Genomic DNA, 17,661 nt, shown 5'->3' with positions numbered 1-17,661 from the left:
AACACATGACCACCGATCGGCTTGCCCAGCTTTCCGAAGCCGGCGTCTCGATCTGGCTCGACGACCTTTCGCGTGAGCGGCTCGACTCGGGCAACCTCGCCGGGCTCATCCGCGACAAGCACGTCGTGGGTGTCACCACCAACCCGACGATCTTCGCCAACGCACTGACCAAGGGCAACGCGTACGACAAGCAGGTCGGCGAGCTCGCCGCCCGCGGCGCCGACGTCGACGCCGCCGTGCGTGAGCTCACGACGACCGACGTCGGCAACGCCGCGGACCTGTTCCGCGACGTCTACACCGCGTCCAACGGTGTCGACGGCCGCGTGTCCATCGAGGTGGACCCGCGACTGGCCAAGGATTCCGACGCCACCGTGGCCGAGGCCCAGGACCTCTGGAAGACCCTGGACCGGCCGAACGTGCTGATCAAGATCCCGGCCACCGAAGAGGGCATCCCGGCGATCACGAAGACGCTCGCCGAGGGCATCAGCGTCAACGTCACGCTGATCTTTTCGGTGGAGCGCTACAAGAAGGTCATCGAGGCGCACTTCGCCGGTCTCGAGCAGGCCAAGGCCAACGGCCACGACCTGAAGACCATCCACTCGGTCGCGTCGTTCTTCGTGTCCCGTGTGGACAGTGAAATCGACAAGCGCCTCAACGCCATCGGCACCGACGAGGCCAAGGGCCTGCTGGGCAAGGCGGCCATCGCCAACGCACAGCTCGCGTACGCGGCGTTCGAAGAGCTCACCGCGACCGACCGCTGGAAGGCTCTCGCTGCCGAAGGCGCCCACGCGCAGCGCCCGCTCTGGGCCTCGACCGGCGTCAAGGACCCGAACTACTCCGACACCCGCTACGTCGACCAGCTCGTCGTCCGCGGCACGGTCAACACCATGCCGGAGAAGACCATGGACGCCGCCGCGGACCACGCGGAGATCACCGGCGACACGGTGTCCGGCAAGGGCGCCGAAGCGCAGGCTGTCTTCGACCAGCTGTCGGCAGCGGGCATCGACATCACCGACGTGTTCCTCACGCTGGAGAACGAAGGCGTCGAGAAGTTCGAGAAGTCCTGGACCGAGCTCCTCGAGTCCGTCACCGGCCAGCTGGACAAGGCTGTGTCTGCTACTGAGAAGGGCTGACAGACCTTATGGCAGAAGAAATCGGCGTCAAGATCGTCGACGCCGCGCTGGAAAACAAGGCCGCACCACTGATCGACAAGCTCGTCGGGGACCAGGTCGCCTCGAAGCTCGCCGCCCAGGACCCGACGCTGTGGGGGCCTGACGCCGAGTCCGAGTCGGCCATCCGGCTGTCCTGGACGTCGCTGCACAAGTCCTCCCGCCCGCTGATCGGCGAAATCGAGGCACTGCGCGAAGAACTGCGCGCCGAGGGTGTCGATCGCGTGGTCCTCGCCGGGATGGGCGGCTCGTCGCTGGCCCCCGAGGTCATCGCCAACACCGAAGGCGTCGCGCTGACGGTGCTGGACACCACCGACCCGGGCCAGGTCGCCGACGCACTCGCCGGTGACCTCCAGCGGACCGTGCTGGTGGTCTCGTCGAAGTCCGGCGGCACCGTCGAGACAGACAGCCACCGCCGGATCTTCGCGAAGGCGTTCACCGAGGCCGGGATCGACGCGGCCCGGCGGATCGTCGTCGTCACTGACCCGGGCTCGCCGTTCTCGAAGCTGTCCGAGGAATTGGGCTACCGCAAGACCTTCCTCGCCGACCCGAACGTCGGCGGCCGCTACTCCGCGCTGACCGCGTTCGGCCTGGTGCCGTCCGGTCTCGCCGGCGCGGACGTCGCGCGGCTGCTCGACCAGGCCGCCGGTGTCGCCGGTGCGCTCGGTTCGGACAGCGCCGGCAACCCGGCGATCCAGCTCGCCGCGGCACTCTCGGCGGCGCACGAAACCGGCGCCGAGAAGGTCGTGCTGGCCGACACCGGTTCGGGCATCAAGGGTTTCGGTGACTGGGCGGAACAGCTCATCGCCGAGTCCACCGGCAAGCAGGGCACCGGACTTCTCCCGGTCGCCGTCGAAGGCCCGGACGCCCCGGGCTTCGCCGACGCCAAGTCCGACGCCACCCCGGTGGCCGTCGGACCGGCCGAGGGCCCGGCCAAGATCTCCGTCACCGGCCCGCTCGGCGCGCAGATGCTGCTGTGGGAGTTCGCCACCGCGATCGCGGGCCGCCTGCTCGGCATCAACCCGTTCGACCAGCCGGACGTCGAGGCCGCCAAGAAGGCCGCACGGTCCCTTTTGGACAATCCCGACGCCCTCAAGGGTGGCGAGAAACCATCCACTGTGGATGGTTCGGTGGAAATCTTTGCCTCGCAGGGAGTTTCCGGCGAAGGCAGCCTGGTGGACGTGCTCCGCGCGTTCATCGCCTCGGCTCCCGAGCACGGTTACCTTTCGGTGCAGGCGTACCTCGACCGTCTCGACGACGCCTCGACGGCGTTGCTGCGGCCCGAGTTCGCCAAGCGCACCGGCCTGCAGACCACCTTCGGGTGGGGGCCGCGGTTCCTGCACTCGACGGGCCAGTACCACAAGGGCGGGCACCAGAACGGCGTCTTCCTGCAGCTGACCGGTGTGGTCGAGCAGGACCTCGAAGTGCCCGAAAGGCCTTACACCCTGGGAATCCTGCAACACGCACAGGCACTCGGCGACGGCCAGGTGCTCGCCGAGCACGGCCGTCCGGTCCTGCGGCTGCACTTCACCGACCGGGCCGCCGGCCTGGCCGAGCTCATACGCGCGGTGCAGGAGGTTGGCGAGTGACACGCGCCTGGAAGAACCCACTGCGGGACCCTCGCGACAAACGGCTCCCGAGGATAGCCGGGCCGTCGAGCCTGGTGATCTTCGGGGTCACCGGGGACCTCGCCCGCAAGAAGCTGATGCCGGCCATCTACGACCTGGCGAACCGTGGGCTGCTGCCCGCCGGTTTCTCGCTCGTCGGGTTCGCCCGGCGGGACTGGGAACACCAGGACTTCGGCGAACTGGTGCACGACTCCGTCAAGGAGCACGCCCGCACCCCGTTCAAGGAATCGGTGTGGAACCGGCTCGCCGAGGGAATCCGTTTCGTACAGGGATCCTTCGACGACGACGACGCCTTCGACAGGCTCGCGCAGACGGTCAAGGACCTCGACTCCGAACGTGGGACCGGTGGCAACACCGCGTTCTACCTGTCGATCCCGCCCGGCGCGTTCCCCGTGGTGGTCAAGCAACTCGCCCGCTCCGGTCTTTCGGACGCGGACGAGGAGACCTGGCGCCGCGTGGTCATCGAGAAGCCGTTCGGGCACGACCTGAAGAGCGCCAAGGAACTCAACGCGATCGTCAACGACGTCTTCCCCGAGGAGTCGGTGTTCCGCATCGACCACTACCTCGGCAAGGAGACCGTCCAGAACATCCTGGCGCTGCGCTTCGCGAACCAGTTGTTCGAGCCGATCTGGAACGCCAACTACGTCGACCACGTGCAGATCACCATGGCCGAGGACATCGGTCTCGGTGGCCGCGCGGGGTACTACGACGGCATCGGCGCCGCTCGCGACGTCATCCAGAACCACCTGCTCCAGCTGCTCGCCTTCACCGCGATGGAGGAACCCGGTTCCTTCGCGCCGAGGGCGCTGCGCGCGGAGAAGATCAAGGTACTGGCCGCGACGAAGCCGGTGGAACCGATCGACGAGACCACCGCGCGCGGCCAGTACAGCGGTGGCTGGCAGGGCGGCAGGAAGGTGCCCGGCCTGTTGCAGGAAGGCGGGTTCGCCAAGGAATCCAAGACGGAGACCTACGCGGCGGTGACCCTCGAGGTCCAGAACCGCCGCTGGGCCGGGGTTCCGTTCTACCTGCGCACCGGCAAGCGGCTCGGCCGCCGCGTCACCGAGATCGCCGTGGTGTTCAAGCGTGCCCCGCATCTTCCGTTCGACTCGTCGTCGACCGAAGAGCTGGGCCAGAACGCACTGGTGATCCGGGTCCAGCCGGACGAGGGCATCACGCTGCGCTTCGGCTCGAAGGTGCCCGGCAACATCATGGAGGTCCGTGACGTCACGATGGACTTCGGTTACGGCCACGCCTTCACCGAATCGTCCCCCGAGGCGTACGAACGGCTGATCCTCGACGTCCTGCTCGGCGAGCCTTCCCTGTTCCCGGTGAACGAGGAAGTCGAGCTGTCGTGGGAAATCCTGGACCCGATCCTGGACCGCTGGGCGGCCCACGGCACCCCGGAGCCGTACTCCCCCGGCACCTGGGGCCCGCCGTCGGCCGACGAACTGCTGGCCCGCGACGGCCGGAACTGGAGGCGACCGTGATCATCGACCTGCCATCGACCACGACCTCGCACGTCAACGCGAAGCTCGTCGAGCTGCGGGCCAGCGGTGGCGCGGTCGCGCTCGGCCGCGTGCTCACGCTCGTCATCGCGACCGAGGACGACGAACAGCTCGAAGCCGCCATAGAGGCCGCCAACGAAGCCAGCCGCGAGCACCCTTCGCGGGTGATCGTGGTGGCCAAGGGATCGCGCACCGCGGCACCGCGGATCGACGGCCAGATCCGGGTCGGCGGCGACGCCGGCGCGAGCGAGGTCATCGTGATGCGGCTCTACGGCGCACTGGCCACACAAGGCCAGAGCGCGGTCGTGCCGCTGCTGCTCCCGGACGCGCCGATCGTCGCGTGGTGGCCGGGAACCGGGCCGAAGTCCCCGGCGGAGGACCCGATCGGTGAGCTGGCCCAGCGCCGGATCACCGACTCCGCCGCGGAACGCAGCCCGGTCAAGGCACTCACCACCCGCAGCAAGTCCTATGTGGAGGGTGACACCGACCTCGCCTGGACGCGCCTGACGCACTGGCGCGCGCAGCTGGTGTCGGCGCTGGACCTGCCGCCGTACGAAGCGGTGACCGGCGCGACCGTCACCGGCGAGGCCGACTCGCCGTCGACGGAACTGCTCGCGGGCTGGCTCGCCGAGTACCTCAAGGTGCCGGTGAAGCGGAGCAAGAGCTCCACCGCGCAGGGCATCATCTCGGTGACGCTGGACCGCCTGTCCGGCCCGATCGAACTGCACCGGCCCGACGGGCGGGTCGGCACGCTGACCCAGCCCGGCCAGCCGACGCGGCGGATCGCGCTTCAGCGGCGTACCAACAAGGACTGCCTCATCGAGGAGCTCCGCCGGCTCGACCCGGACGAGGTCTACGAGGCCTCGCTGCACGGACTGGCCAAGCTCGCGGCGGGCTCGACGGCCAAGGCCACCGCGAAGGCCGCGGTCAAAACTCCCGCCAAGGCCGCGAAGAAGGCGGCCAAGCCGTGAGTAAGACCGAAGTCGTCGTCTACGCCAATCCCGGCCTGCTCGCGGCGGCCGCGGCGGCCAGGCTGGTCACGCGGCTGGTCGACCTGCAGGCCGCCAAGGGATACGCCTCGCTGGTGCTCACCGGCGGCGGCACCGGGACGGCGGTACTCGAAGAGCTGTACCGCTCCCCGGCGCGCGACGCCGTCGACTGGGCGCATCTGGACCTCTACTGGGGTGACGAGCGGTTCGTCCCCGCCGGCAGCGACGAGCGCAACGAAAAGCAGGCCCGCGAGGCACTGCTGGACAAGGTGCCCGTGGACCCGAAGCGGGTACACGCGATGGCGGCGTCGGATGGCGAGTTCGGCGACGACCCGGACGCGGCCGCCGTGGCGTACGCGAAGGTGCTCGCCGGCAACGCCCGGCCGGAGGACCACGGTGACGTGCCGACGTTCGACATCACGCTGCTCGGCCTGGGCGGCGAGGGCCACACCGCGTCGGTGTTCCCCGAGTCGCCCGCGGTCTACGAGACCGAGCGGTCGGTGGTGGCGGTGCGCAACTGCCCCAAGCCGCCGCCCACCCGGATCTCGATGACCCTGCCGACGATCCGGCGTTCACTCGAGGTCTGGCTGCTGACGGCCGGTGAAGCCAAGGCGGACGCCGTGGCGCTCGCACTGGCCGGTGCCGGTGAGGTCCAGCTACCCGTCGCCGGGGCCCGCGGCCAGCGTCGCACTCTCTGGCTACTGGACCGCACCGCGGCCGGGAAGCTGACGAAGGTGTACCGCCCGCCGCTGTCCTAGGTCGTGTCGTAGCTGAAGGGGGACTTTCGCTTTCCTTGGGGGAAGGGAAAGTCCCCTTCAGCCTATTACGGGCAGTTTGATCGGGAGCCCGTTGATCACCGAGCCGATGATGTCCCCCGGCGCGATCGGGGGCAGCACGGGCGGGATCGCGGGCAGCGTCGGCAGGTCGGTCACCGGTAGCTCGGGGAGCTTCGAGAGTCCCGGCAGTTCCGGGCGCTTCGGTGTGTCCGGCACCTGCGGTGTGGTGAGCTTCGGAATCCCCGAAACGCCCGAGGGCTGGGGTTTCGCGGTCGCCGACGGGGATTTCGCCGCCGGAACCGCCGGCACGGCTGTCGGCGACGGGGGCGGGGGCGGCGGCAGGACGGAGGTCGTCGGCGTCCCCGCGGCGGGAACGGCACCGGACGGCGTCGCCACCGGCTCGGCGGGCTTGACGATCTCGCGCGCGGCGGCCACCGGCTCCGGCGGCGGGAGATGCATGGGTGGCGGGTACATCGTCACCGCGACGCCGACCACGACCGGGACCACCGCGGCCGCCATGTCCGGCACCCCCGGCCAGCGCCGGGCCAGCCGGTCCACCACCGCCACCACCGGGATGACGACTATCGTCCTGAGCCGGCGAAGCATCCTGCGCGCCCGGGTCAGATGGGATTCCACCGCGCGCGGGCTGATCCCGAAGGCCTGCGCCACCTCTTCCCGGCTCGCACCGCGGCCGACGGCGAGGCAGATCTCCTGTGTCGTCTCAGGCAGCTTCTTGAGCGAAGCGACGAGCCATCTGGCCTGGTCCCGGTCCGCGACGACCTCGGCTGGATCGACGGGCCCGCCACTCATCGCTTGCTCGTGCCGCAGCACCGCGTGTTCCCGCCGGTCGCGGCGAAGGTGGTCGACCCAGCGCCGGTGGGACACCGTGACGATCCACGCCCCAGGTCTTCGTACCGGCGCTTCGGGCGATTCGAGCAGGGAGACGAGCGCGTCCTGAGCCGAATCTTCGGCGTCTTCGGCGGTGGCTCCCGCCGATCGGCAATGCCGCACCGCCGCGGTGCGAACGAAATCGATTCCTTCCGTCATCTCCCCACCTCTCATTATTTCCGCTCGGCTCTATATGGTGCCAGTGTCGGGCACACACCGAAAGTCGATGAAGTCCTACTAGATCTTTTTGCGGGGTTCGGCGACCCCGAGCGACGAAACAGTGTGAGATCGCTACAGGAAAACCCCGCCGCTCAATCCTGTTTCGGCCGAATGGACGAATTGGCCTTGCTCCACGACGTCTTGGACGACGCCGCGGAGAACCGTCCAGCGGTGGTTTGTGTCGACGGAAAAACGGGAATAGGGAAATCCACTCTCCTGCGGCACCACGTCCGGGAGGCCCGCGCGGCGGGGTTCACGATCCTGATGGACGGCCACCGGCCGGAAGTCCAGCACGGGCTTTTCCGGATCGTCAAGCAACTCGGCAGGCGAGGGCCCGTACTCGTCGCGGTCGACGACGTCGACCGGTTCGACCCGGTCGCCCTGCGCTCACTGGCTTTTCTGCGCCGGCGGCTCACCGGGTTACCGGTCGTGTTACTGCTGACCAGGACCCGGAAAACCCCGGAATCGAGCCTGCTCGACGAACTCGTCGACGGCGCCGTGCGGATCACGCTGACCGGTCTGGACCACGACGGCTGCGCCGAGCTGACCGGCACGGTGTTCCCCGATCCGGCGCCGGAACTCGTGGCGGACTTTCACCACCTCACCGCCGGAAATCCTTATTTATTAACAGAATTGCTCCGCGTCCTGCGGGACCACGACGAGATTCCCTTCGCCCTCAAGGAAACGCCGCCCGAGCTGGACACCGCGGTGCTGACCTTGGCGAAAGAGGCCGGGCAGGACGCGATCGCGTTGCTCCGCGCGGTCGCGGTGCTCGGAACCGTGCGTCTCCCGCTGGCCGCCGCGGTGGCGGATATCGACGGGCAGGCCGCGGCGAACGCCGCGCGGACGCTGGAAGAATTGGGGTTTCGCATACCGGGTGAATTGATCGATTTCTCCTGCCCGGCGCTGCGCACCGCGCTGGAGAACAGCGTCACCCCGCTGGAACGGATCCGTGCGCACACCCGCGCCGCGGAATTCCTGCACCACCGGCAGGCACCGCTCCGGGAAATAGCCGGGCAATTGCTGGGCACGACCGCGATCAACCAGGACTGGGTCCAAGACGTCCTGCTGCGGGCCGCGCGGCAAAGCATGCGGGAAGACGCTCCCGTCAGGGCGATCGGCTTCCTGCACCGCCTGCTCGGCGAACCGCTGTCCGAGCAGCTGCGCGCCGAAGTGCTGGTCGAACTCGGCGAAGCGCACTCCAAGAGCGACCCGGCGGCCTCGCTGAGCTGCCTGGCCGAAGCCGCGGCCATGACCGCGGTCGACGCCTCGGTACGCCGCCGGTTGGCCACGGCCATGACGGACGCGCTGGCGGGGAGGGAGCTCCACGCGCAGACGGCGTCGACCCTCGACAGCGCGATCGCCATTGTCGCGGACACCGACCCCGACCTCGCGCAGCGGTTCGACCTGTTCGCGCTGTGCCTGGAATTCGAAGAGTCCTACCACTCCCCCGCGGTCGAGCGGCGCGTCGGGCGGCTGCTCGAAGGGCCGAAAACCTCCGAACGGAACAAACTGTTCCTGAACGCGGCCCTCGCGTACCAGGCGGCCATGGTCGGCACCCGCTCCGACGAAGCGCTGACGCGGGTCCAGACCGTCCGCATGCTCGCCCCGCAGCGGCAGCTGACCGAAGGCGCCGCGACCGACCTCGTCGACCGGTGGTCGCTGTTCTACCTCGTGGGCGCGCTCGTCGCCGTCGACGAACTGGAATTGGCCGGGCGCTACTGCGCCGAAGCGCTCGAACACGCCGAAGAGCGGAACGCCGCGGTGGTCACGGCCCTCGTCCGAGGGCTGAAGTGCCATGTCTCCGCCCGGCTGGGCGCGCTGGGCGACGCGGAATCGCTGGGATTGGCGGCACTACGGCAGCTCGACGCGCTGAGCGCGGTCGAGGAAGGCCATCTCGCGACCACGGTCGCCGGTCTGGTCGGCGCCTGGGTCGACAGCGGGGAGACCGGCCCGGCGGTGGGACTCCTGCGCGAGCGCCACCTCGACGGCGACCTGCCCGAGTTCTCGCACTACCACGCCGTCCTGCACCAGCGAGGCCGGTTGCGGACCGCGCTGGGCCACCACGAGGAGGCGTTGCTGGACCATCTCGAATGCGGGCGGCGGATGGAACAGCGCGGGGCGCACAACCCGGCCGTCCACCCGTGGCGCTCGTACGCGGCGTTGGCCTACCTGAACCTCGGCCGGAAGTCCGAGGCGTTCCCGCTGATCGAGGAGGAACTGGAGCTCGCCGGGAAATGGGGTACCGCGACCGCGCTCGGGGTCGCGTTGCGGGCAGCCGGTCTGGTGGTCGGCGGGTACACCGGCAACTCGCTGCTCGCCGACTCGGTGTCGGCGCTGCGGGAATCGCCCGTCCCGGTGGAGCTGGCCACGTCGCTGACCGACTGGGGTGTCGCGCTGCGCGACGCCGGGCGCCGGGTGGAGGCCCGGTCCACCCTCCGGCGGGCGCACGCGCTGGCCAAGCACTGCGGCGCCGTCCCGCTGATGGGCCGGGCGGCACGGGAGCTACGCGGTGCGGGCGGGCGGCCCGCCGCCAAGTCCGGTCCAGCCGGCCCGGCCGATCCGGCGGTGCTGACCACACAGGAGCGGGAAGTGGCGCGCCGGGCCGCGGCCGGGCTGACCAACCGGAAGATCGCCGACGAGCTCGACCTCACCCAGCGGACCGTCGAGCTCCACCTGACCCAGGCTTATCGCAAACTCGGCATCCCGGGCCGGCAGCATCTCGCCGACGCGTTGACCGGTGCCGACGGCCCGCCCAACCGCGGGTGAACCACGATCGTCATTGGTACCCCCCGAATGGACCAGCACGGGCAAACCGGACACCGGTCCGCCAACTCTGGGTGAAACTAACCGCCATCTCACCCCTGTTCGTTAGCATCCGCACATTTGTTCGGCGACACGCGTCCCGATCGGGTGGTTTTGGACTCTCATGGACAAGTCCACAAGACGAGTGAGGTCCAAGCGATGAGCACAGAGGGACTCTCCATTCCAGGAATCTCGGTCGGCGGCCCCGGCTCGGGGGCCGCCGAGCGAGCGCGGCGTGCGACCGCGAACAGCGGTTTCGCGGCGACCAGACGGCCCGCCCTGTTGTCGGCCGGGCTCCACTTCACCGCGATCGTGCTGGCGATACTCGACGTCTGGCTCGTGATCCCCGAGAAGGCACAGCCCTACTCGATCTATCTTTCCGGCGCCGCCTGCCTGGCGCTGGCGTTCAGCAGGTGGCTCCCGTTCGTCGCGGTGGTGGCGACCGTCCCCGGCTTCCTCGCCGGCTGGTCCCAGCTCGCCGCGATGATCGCGCTCGGCATCCTCGCCACCCGCAAGCAACTCAGCTGGCAGACCTGGGTCGGCGCCGGACTGGTCTGGATCTGCCGGTTCGTCCAATGGCCGCTGGACGACTTCGCCCAGCTGAGCTGGCGTGAGCACATCCTCGACGGCATCTACGGCGTGCTGGTCGCCGGCATGCCGGTCGCGATCGGGCTGCTCATCGGCGCCCGCACCGAACTGTCCAAGCGGCTCACCGAACTGGCCGCCAGCCGCGACCGTGAGCACCGCTTCCACGCCGACGCCGTCCGCGCCGAGGAGCGTGCCCGGCTGGCCCGCGAAATGCACGACGTCGTCTCCCACCAGATCACGCTGATCGCCATGCAGGCCGGCGCGCTGCAGTCGCAGTCGCAGGACACCCAAGCCGTCCAGACCGCGCAGGTGATCCGGCAACTGAGCCACCGGACCCTCGAGGAACTGCGCTCGCTGGTCAGCGTGCTGCGCTCGGGGTCGGAGGACGACGGTCCCCGCCACGGCATCGAAGAGCTGGACGGGCTGATCCGCAGCTCCGACGTCTCGGTGCACCTGACCGTCGAGCAGATCCCGGACACGCTGCCGAACCAGGTGTCCGCCGCGGCCTACCGGACCGTCCAGGAATGCCTGACCAACGTGCACAAACACGCACCGGGCGCCACCGCCACCATCCGTATCCGGGGTGAGCACGACGCGCTGAAGGTCGAGGTGCGCAACGAGCGTGCCCGCCGCTCCGCGACCACACTGCCCTCGGGCGGGCACGGCCTCACCGGGCTGGCCGAGCGTGCCCGCCTGCTGGGCGGCAGCTTCGAAACCACCGACACCGAGGACGGCGGCTTCCGCGTCCGCGCCCGCTACCCCCTGGACCGCTGACCCCTGGGGAAAGTGTCGACATATTCCCCCGAACATGTCGCCCACTTTCCGACCGTCACGCTTCCGAATATGTCGACATGTTCGGAAGCGTGACACCCTGGGGATGGCACGAAAGGGGCACCCCTGGCCGGTTGGCCGGGGGTGCCCCTTTCCGTCAAAGCGAGTTAGAAGCTCAAATCTCCCTGCGCGAGCGCAGCCGATCCAGAGCCTCGGCGAGAATGGCCTCGCCGTCGGCGTCGCTGCGCCGCTCCTTCACGTACGCCAGGTGGGTCTTGTAAGGCTCGGTGCGCGGCGCGGCAGGAGGATTCTTCTCGTCCTGTCCACCGGGCAGCCCGCAGCGAGGACAATCCCACAGCTCGGGAATGTCCGCCTCCATCGAGAACGATGGCTGCGCCTCGTGCCCGTTCGCGCACCAATAGGAGATCCGGCGCCTCGGAGCAGCCTCGCCGCGCTCCGACTCGCCAAGCGGACCGGCACCTACCCTGGTGCCCCGAATAGCGTTACCGCCAACCATGAACCCTCACACCTAAGGAATCGGCGGCGCGCCCCCCCAAAAGGCACGCCGAAACACTCAAACCTTGAGCAGGAGCCCAAGGCCGACGATGCTGATCAGCCACACGGCACCCAGCAGCAGCGTGATCCTGTCGAGGTTCTTCTCAGCAACACTCGATCCGGACAAGCTGGACGCCATACCGCCACCGAACAGCGACGAGAGGCCGCCGCCACGGCCGCGATGCAGCAGGACGGCGATCACCAGGAAGACGCTGGTGGCGATCAACAGGATTTGCAGGAACAGCTTCATCTTATCCTCGCTGTGTGACGGACCGAATACACAGATTACCCGGTAGTGGCCTCGATCAGGGCAGCGGCCCGCCAGCGGCGAGCGCGCAGAGTTTCGTGAACTCGTCACCGTCCAAGCTGGCACCGCCGACCAAAGCACCGTCGACGTTGTCGCAAGCGACGAGTTCACTCACATTGTTGGCCTTGGCCGAGCCGCCGTAAAGGACCCGGACGTCGGCCGCCACTTCGGCGCCGTACTTCTCGGCCAGCACCGCGCGCAGTGCCGCGCAGACCTCTTCGGCGTCGGCCGGGGTGGCTACTCGACCGGTGCCGATCGCCCAAACGGGTTCATAGGCGACCACGACCGTGCGCACCTGCTCGGCCTTGAGCCCCTTGAGGCCCGCGACCAGCTGGTCGGTGGTGTGCTCGATATGCGCACCGGCTTCCCGCACCTCGAGCTTCTCGCCGACGCAGAGGATCGGCGTGATGCCGTGCTTGAGCGCCGCCTTCACCTTCTTGTTGACGAGCTCGTCGCTCTCCAGGTGGTACTCGCGCCGCTCCGAATGCCCGACGGTCACGTACTTGCAGCCCAGCTTGGCGAGCATCGGGCCCGAGACGTCCCCGGTGTAGGCACCGGAATCGTTCGGGGCGATGTCCTGCGCGCCGTAGGTCAGCAGCAGCTTGTCACCGTCGGTCAGCGTCTGCACGCTGCGGATGGCGGTGAACGGCGGCAGCACCGCGACGTCGACCTTGGCGTAGTACTTCTCCGGCAGCGCGAACGCGATCTTCTGCACCAGTGCGATGGCCTCGAGGTGGTTGAGGTTCATCTTCCAGTTGCCGGCGATGAGAACCTTGCGCGCCACTACTTCTGCTCCTCAACGGTGCTGTCTTCAAGAATGGCGACCCCGGGCAGTTCCTTGCCTTCGAGGTACTCCAGCGACGCGCCGCCACCGGTGGAAATGTGGGAGAAACCGTCTTCGGGCAGACCGAGCTGGCGGACCGCGGCGGCGGAATCGCCACCACCGACGACACTGAACGCGTCGCCGTCGGCGATCGCCTGCGCGACCGCCTTGGTGCCACCGGCGAACGCCTCGAACTCGAACACACCCATCGGGCCGTTCCAGAACACCGTCGCCGCGTCGGCGAGCTTGCTCGCGAAGAGCTCCCTCGTCTTCGGGCCGATGTCGAGGCCTTCACGGTCGGCCGGGATCGCCGTGGCGTCCACGACCTCGAACTCCGCGTCGGGCGCGAAGCCCGTGGCGGCGAGGACGTCGACCGGGAGCACCAGCTCCACACCGCGCTTCTCGGCCTCGACGAGGAAACCGCTGACCTGGTCGAGCTGGTCGGCCTGCAGCAGCGAGTTGCCGACCTCGTGGCCCTGGGCCTTGAGGAAGGTGTACGCCATGCCGCCGCCGATGAGCAGCTTGTCGACCTTCGTCAGCAGGTTGGCGATCACGCCCAGCTTGTCCGAGACCTTGGCACCGCCGAGCACGACGACATAAGGCCGGTTGGAACGCGCTGTGTCTTCGCCGGCGAGCTTGCGCAGCACCTCGACCTCGGCCAGCACCAGGCCGCCGGCATACGCCGGGAGCGCACGTGCGATGTCGTAGACCGAAGCCTGCTTGCGGTGCACGACACCGAAACCGTCGGAGACGAAGGCACCTTCGGCGCCGACCAGCGCGGCGAGCTCGGCGGCCAGTTCGGCCCGCTCCGCTTCGACCTTGCTCGTCTCGCGCGCGTCGAAACGCACGTTCTCCAGCAGCACCACCGAACCCCTCGCCTGCGCGGCGACAGCGGCCTTGGCCGACTCGCCCACGACGTCACCGGCGAGGGTGACGCCGGTGACGAGCAGCTCGCCGAGCCTCCCGGCGACGGGCGCCAGCGAGAACTTCGGGTCCGGCTCGCCCTTGGGACGGCCGAGATGGGCGGCCACGACCACCTTCGCGCCGGCTTCCACCAGTCGCTTGATCGTGGGGACGGCGGCGCGGACGCGGCCGTCGTCGGTGATCTTGGAGCCGTCCAGCGGGACGTTCAGGTCGGAGCGCACGAACACGCGCCGACCGGAAACGCCCGCGCTGAACAGGTCCTCGAGAGTCTTCAGAGCCATTGATTCAGGAAAGCTTCGAGCCGACGAGCTTCACGAGGTCCGCGAGGCGGTTGGAGTAGCCCCACTCGTTGTCGTACCAGCCGACGACCTTGACCTGGTTGCCGATGACCTTGGTCAGCGGCGCGTCGTAGATGCAGGACGCCGGGTCGGTGACGATGTCCGAGGACACGATCGGGTCGGTGCTGTAGCGCAGGATGCCCGCGAGCGGACCGTCGGCGGCGGCCTGGTACGCGGCGTTGATCTCCTCGAGGGTGGCGGACTTCTTCAGCGTCACGGTGAGGTCGGTGGCCGAGCCGGTCGGGATCGGCACCCGCAGCGCGAAACCGTCGAGCTTGCCGAGCAGCTCCGGGAGCACGAGGCCGATGGCCTTCGCGGCACCGGTCGAGGCCGGCACGATGTTCAGCGCGGCGGCGCGGGCCCGGCGGAGGTCCTTGTGCGGGCCGTCCTGGAGGTTCTGGTCCTGGGTGTACGCGTGGATCGTGGTCATCAGGCCGTGCTCGATGCCGAAGCTGTCGTTCAGCACCTTGGCCAGCGGGCCGAGGCAGTTGGTGGTGCACGACGCGTTGGAGATGATGACCTGCGAGCCGTCGTACTTGTCGTCGTTGACGCCCAGCACGACCGTGAGGTCTTCGCCCTTGGCGGGCGCGGAGATGATGACCTTCTTGGCGCCACCGGCGATATGCGCCTTGGCGGCGTCGGCGTTGGTGAAGAAACCGGTCGACTCGATGACGATGTCGACACCCAGCTCGCCCCACGGCAGGTTCGCCGGGTCGCGCTCGGCCAGTGCCTTGATGGTCTTGCCGCCGACGACGAGACCCTCGTCGCTGACAGTGACCTCTCCGGGGTAACGGCCGAGGATGGAGTCGTACTTGAGCAGGTGGGCCATCGTGGCAAGGTCGCCGAGGTCGTTGAAGGCGACTACTTCGATGTCGTGCCCGCTGGCCTGCACGGCGCGGAAGAAGTTGCGGCCGATCCGACCGAAGCCGTTGATACCTACGCGAACCGTCACTACTGCCACTCCTCTGAAAAATCGACTACGACTTGTCCGGGGCTCGCCCGGAAAGACTTTGCGGACTCGGGCGCAACACTAGCGTGCTGGCCTGGGGGTACTTGACCACCCCGTTGAGACTTGCACCACGACCATGGCCGGGTCAAGATCGATCAAGAAGACTGTTCTTTCTCGAGTGGCGTCCGGAAGCGAGGTGTCACTCTCACGGCACCGAACCACTGCGCAAGACGTCCCGTTTCGGCCTCGATGGCCGCTTTTGCTCCGGCGCCGACGTCCTCCAGCAACCGGAACACCACTTCGCCGTCCGGGCGCTGCGCCCACCCGCCGACGATCCGCCCGTCGCTCCAGACCGTGGGCCCGATATTGCCCGTGCCGTCGAACAGCGGCGCCCGGTGCTCGCCCAAGAACCAGTCCCGCTCCGACCAGCCCATCGACGTCGGGTCCAGGGCGGGCAGGAGCGCCACCCACGGCTCCGGTGACGGAACGGGGTCGAGGTCGTCGGGCAGGACGATCCCGATGACGCCGTCGAGATCGACCTCCACCGGCCCGATCGCGGCGAGCGCCTTCTTCGTCTGGCCGCCCGTCCAGCCCGTCCACCAGCGCAGGTCGGCGACCGGCGCCGGCCCGTAGGCGTACAGCCACCGCCGCGCCAGTTCCACGCGCGCCGCTTCGGCCGTCCACTCCGTCATACCGCCCGGAAGCCAGTTCTCGACCGTCGACCAGTGGTACTGCGTGCTGAGCCACGAGCCGCGCGGCCGCCCACGCACGATCCGGCCGTCCACCGCGAGCTGGAACAGGACCCGGCTCGTGACGTTCCCGATCGCTTCGTACGGCTTGCCCTTGGCCATGATCAGCTGCTGCTTGAGCCGCGGCTCGTCAGCGGAGAGCTCTTGGGCGGTGGCCGATCCCCGGGAGGCGAGCGCCTTCGCGGTCGACTCCTCCACCTCCGCCAGCCAGGCCTCCGGCTCCGGCACGTTCTCGGGATACCCCTGCTTCCCGAGATGCCCGGCGAGCAGCCGCCGCTGCTTCGCCGCGATGTCCGCCGAACACGCCGCCTGGATCACCGGCGCGAACTCGGTGTCGACGACGAACATCGTGCGCCGCATCCCGAGCATCCGCAGCAACGCGCGCTCGTCGTACAACGCTCGCTCGACGTCGGACACTCCGGCGAGACCCGTCCTGGCGTACACCGAGAGATGGACCGTCGCCGGATCCGTCGCATGCAGGGCCACGACCCCGTCCGCGGCCTCCTGGGGTGTCGCGGCCTTGACCGCCAGGCAGTGACGGACACCGAGGCGCGCGCGCCGCTCGGCCAAGCTGATCTTTCGCACCGGACCGTCCTACCACCCGGGCCCGACAAAAACCCCGCGCGCTTTGTGCGCCAAGGGCTTTACCCTCGGACGATGGTCTCCCTCGGTCACTTCACGGCGTTCGCCGCGCTCACGTTCCTGATGGTCGTGGTGCCCGGCCCCAGTGTGCTCTTCACCATCAGCCGGGCCCTCACCGTCGGGCGCCGAGACGCGCTTTTGACGGTCTGCGGTAACGCTGCGGGTGTCTACCTGCAAGTGGTCGCCGTGGCTTTCGGTCTGGGCGCGATCGTGGCCGAGTCCGCGACCGTGTTCACCATCGTCAAACTCGTCGGCGCCGCGTATCTCATTTATCTCGGCGTTCAGGCGCTACGGCACCGGCGTTCCCTCACCTTCGACGCCACGGTGCGCGCGGCCCCCGGCCGGACGCTGAAGGTGCTTCGCGACGGGTTCATCGTCGGCCTGGCGAACCCGAAGTCGATCGTGTTCCTGGCGGCGATCCTGCCGCAGTTCGTCGACCCCGCGCTCGGGGCCGTGCCCGGGCAGATCCTGATCCTGGGGATCGCGCTGCCGGTGCTCGCGCTGCTCTCGGATTCCGTGTGGGCACTGGTCGCGGGCGGGGCGCGGGATTGGTTCGCGCGGTCGCCGCGGCGGCTGGAGATGGTGGGCGGGTCCGGCGGGCTGGTGATGATCGGACTGGGCACGACACTGGTCGTTAGCGGGGGGAAGGACTGAAAGTGGGATGAACGGACCTTTCATCTCGATTTTCGGCAGGAAGGGTCCGTTCATAGCACCCGATCCAGTCACGAGATGTCGACATCACGTGACCTCTTAGTAGCTAAGAGATCGCCATCTGTCGACAGCAATGCCGGTAAGTTAACTGGGGGCTCGGCTGAGGTGGATCTGGGGTGAGTTGGGGTGTCGGGTTTGGGTGTGGTGGCTTTTTTTGGTGAGTTTGTGGCCGACTTGGCGGCGATTGACGGCTCTGGGGTAGCTCCGGGGGCGTCGGGGTGGGTTGGGTCGTGAGGAGATTTCCTGTAGTACTTCGTAGTGGGTTTTCTTTGCCTTATTTGGGGGGAAAATCCGCGTCGCTGGCGATGCTTCGCCGGACGACGCG

At 68.6% G+C, this 17,661-nt stretch carries 15 protein-coding genes; 8 read left to right on the top strand and 7 right to left on the bottom strand.

Translation table 11 applies throughout. The features are described from left to right. The first annotated feature begins 5 nt into the window (after positions 1-5). From tal to pgl, 5 genes are read left to right on the top strand one after another with little or no spacing between them, the layout of a single operon-like run. Complete coding sequence (gene tal / locus VGP60_RS17895; RefSeq protein ID WP_327549151.1) at positions 6-1,133, top strand: transaldolase; 1,128 nt, start codon at positions 6-8, stop codon at positions 1,131-1,133. A gap of 8 nt (positions 1,134-1,141) precedes the next feature. Then, entirely contained in the window at positions 1,142-2,758 is a 1,617-nt protein-coding gene (locus VGP60_RS17890) for a glucose-6-phosphate isomerase (protein ID WP_327549150.1), read from the top strand. Further along, entirely contained in the window at positions 2,755-4,284 is a 1,530-nt protein-coding gene (gene zwf, locus VGP60_RS17885) for a glucose-6-phosphate dehydrogenase (RefSeq protein WP_327549149.1), read from the top strand. Before VGP60_RS17890 ends, zwf begins: the two co-directional genes overlap by 4 nt. Continuing rightward, complete coding sequence (opcA, locus tag VGP60_RS17880; RefSeq protein WP_327549148.1) at positions 4,281-5,273, top strand: glucose-6-phosphate dehydrogenase assembly protein OpcA; 993 nt, start codon at positions 4,281-4,283, stop codon at positions 5,271-5,273. Before zwf ends, opcA begins: the two co-directional genes overlap by 4 nt. Next, complete coding sequence (gene pgl, locus VGP60_RS17875; protein WP_327549147.1) at positions 5,270-6,049, top strand: 6-phosphogluconolactonase; 780 nt, start codon at positions 5,270-5,272, stop codon at positions 6,047-6,049. The genes opcA and pgl overlap by 4 nt, the downstream gene beginning before the upstream one ends. Before the next feature lie 57 nt (positions 6,050-6,106). Here pgl and VGP60_RS17870 read toward each other — a convergent pair whose 3' ends face one another. Next, positions 6,107-7,114 carry an RNA polymerase sigma factor gene (locus VGP60_RS17870; protein ID WP_327549146.1) on the bottom strand — a complete coding sequence of 336 codons (1,008 nt, stop codon included), beginning with the start codon at positions 7,112-7,114 and terminating at the stop codon, positions 6,107-6,109. Between the two features lie 171 nt (positions 7,115-7,285). On the opposite strand from VGP60_RS17870, the gene VGP60_RS17865 reads away from it, so the two are divergent. Continuing rightward, the gene (locus tag VGP60_RS17865) at positions 7,286-9,943 is read left to right on the top strand and encodes a helix-turn-helix transcriptional regulator (protein ID WP_327549145.1); all 2,658 of its coding nucleotides are present in this window, start codon (positions 7,286-7,288) and stop codon (positions 9,941-9,943) included. Positions 9,944-10,138: 195 nt separating this feature from the next. Then, positions 10,139-11,341, top strand: coding sequence for a sensor histidine kinase (locus tag VGP60_RS17860; protein ID WP_327549144.1), 1,203 nt, complete (start codon positions 10,139-10,141; stop codon positions 11,339-11,341). 172 nt (positions 11,342-11,513) lie between these two features. Here the strand turns inward: VGP60_RS17860 and VGP60_RS17855 are convergent, their stop codons facing one another. The 6 genes from VGP60_RS17855 to VGP60_RS17830 form a co-directional block, all read right to left on the bottom strand. Further along, positions 11,514-11,855 (bottom strand): RNA polymerase-binding protein RbpA, encoded by a 342-nt coding sequence (locus VGP60_RS17855; RefSeq protein ID WP_327549143.1) that lies wholly within the window; start codon positions 11,853-11,855, stop codon positions 11,514-11,516. A gap of 57 nt (positions 11,856-11,912) precedes the next feature. Continuing rightward, the gene (gene secG / locus VGP60_RS17850; RefSeq protein ID WP_327549142.1) at positions 11,913-12,143 is read right to left on the bottom strand and encodes a preprotein translocase subunit SecG; all 231 of its coding nucleotides are present in this window, start codon (positions 12,141-12,143) and stop codon (positions 11,913-11,915) included. 55 nt (positions 12,144-12,198) lie between these two features. Continuing rightward, the gene (gene tpiA / locus VGP60_RS17845) at positions 12,199-12,984 is read right to left on the bottom strand and encodes a triose-phosphate isomerase (protein WP_327549141.1); all 786 of its coding nucleotides are present in this window, start codon (positions 12,982-12,984) and stop codon (positions 12,199-12,201) included. Beyond that, positions 12,984-14,222 (bottom strand): phosphoglycerate kinase, encoded by a 1,239-nt coding sequence (locus VGP60_RS17840; protein ID WP_327549174.1) that lies wholly within the window; start codon positions 14,220-14,222, stop codon positions 12,984-12,986. Before VGP60_RS17840 ends, tpiA begins: the two co-directional genes overlap by 1 nt. A gap of 10 nt (positions 14,223-14,232) precedes the next feature. Then, positions 14,233-15,237: a type I glyceraldehyde-3-phosphate dehydrogenase gene (gap, locus tag VGP60_RS17835; RefSeq protein ID WP_327549140.1), complete on the bottom strand. Its 1,005-nt coding sequence runs from the start codon at positions 15,235-15,237 to the stop codon at positions 14,233-14,235. A 152-nt stretch (positions 15,238-15,389) separates the two neighbouring features. Then, the gene (locus VGP60_RS17830; RefSeq protein ID WP_327549139.1) at positions 15,390-16,568 is read right to left on the bottom strand and encodes a winged helix DNA-binding domain-containing protein; all 1,179 of its coding nucleotides are present in this window, start codon (positions 16,566-16,568) and stop codon (positions 15,390-15,392) included. 72 nt (positions 16,569-16,640) lie between these two features. Between VGP60_RS17830 and VGP60_RS17825 the strand changes: the two genes are divergently transcribed. Then, a complete protein-coding gene (locus tag VGP60_RS17825; protein WP_327549138.1) occupies positions 16,641-17,279 on the top strand; it encodes a LysE family translocator in 639 nt (212 codons plus the stop codon). Positions 17,280-17,661 lie beyond the last annotated feature (382 nt).

The sequence above is a fragment of the Amycolatopsis sp. genome, assembly GCF_036008905.1.
In the GTDB taxonomy this organism is placed as follows: domain Bacteria; phylum Actinomycetota; class Actinomycetes; order Mycobacteriales; family Pseudonocardiaceae; genus Amycolatopsis.
Note: the sequence above shows the minus strand (reverse complement) of the source record. Positions and strands in the feature narration are given on the sequence as shown.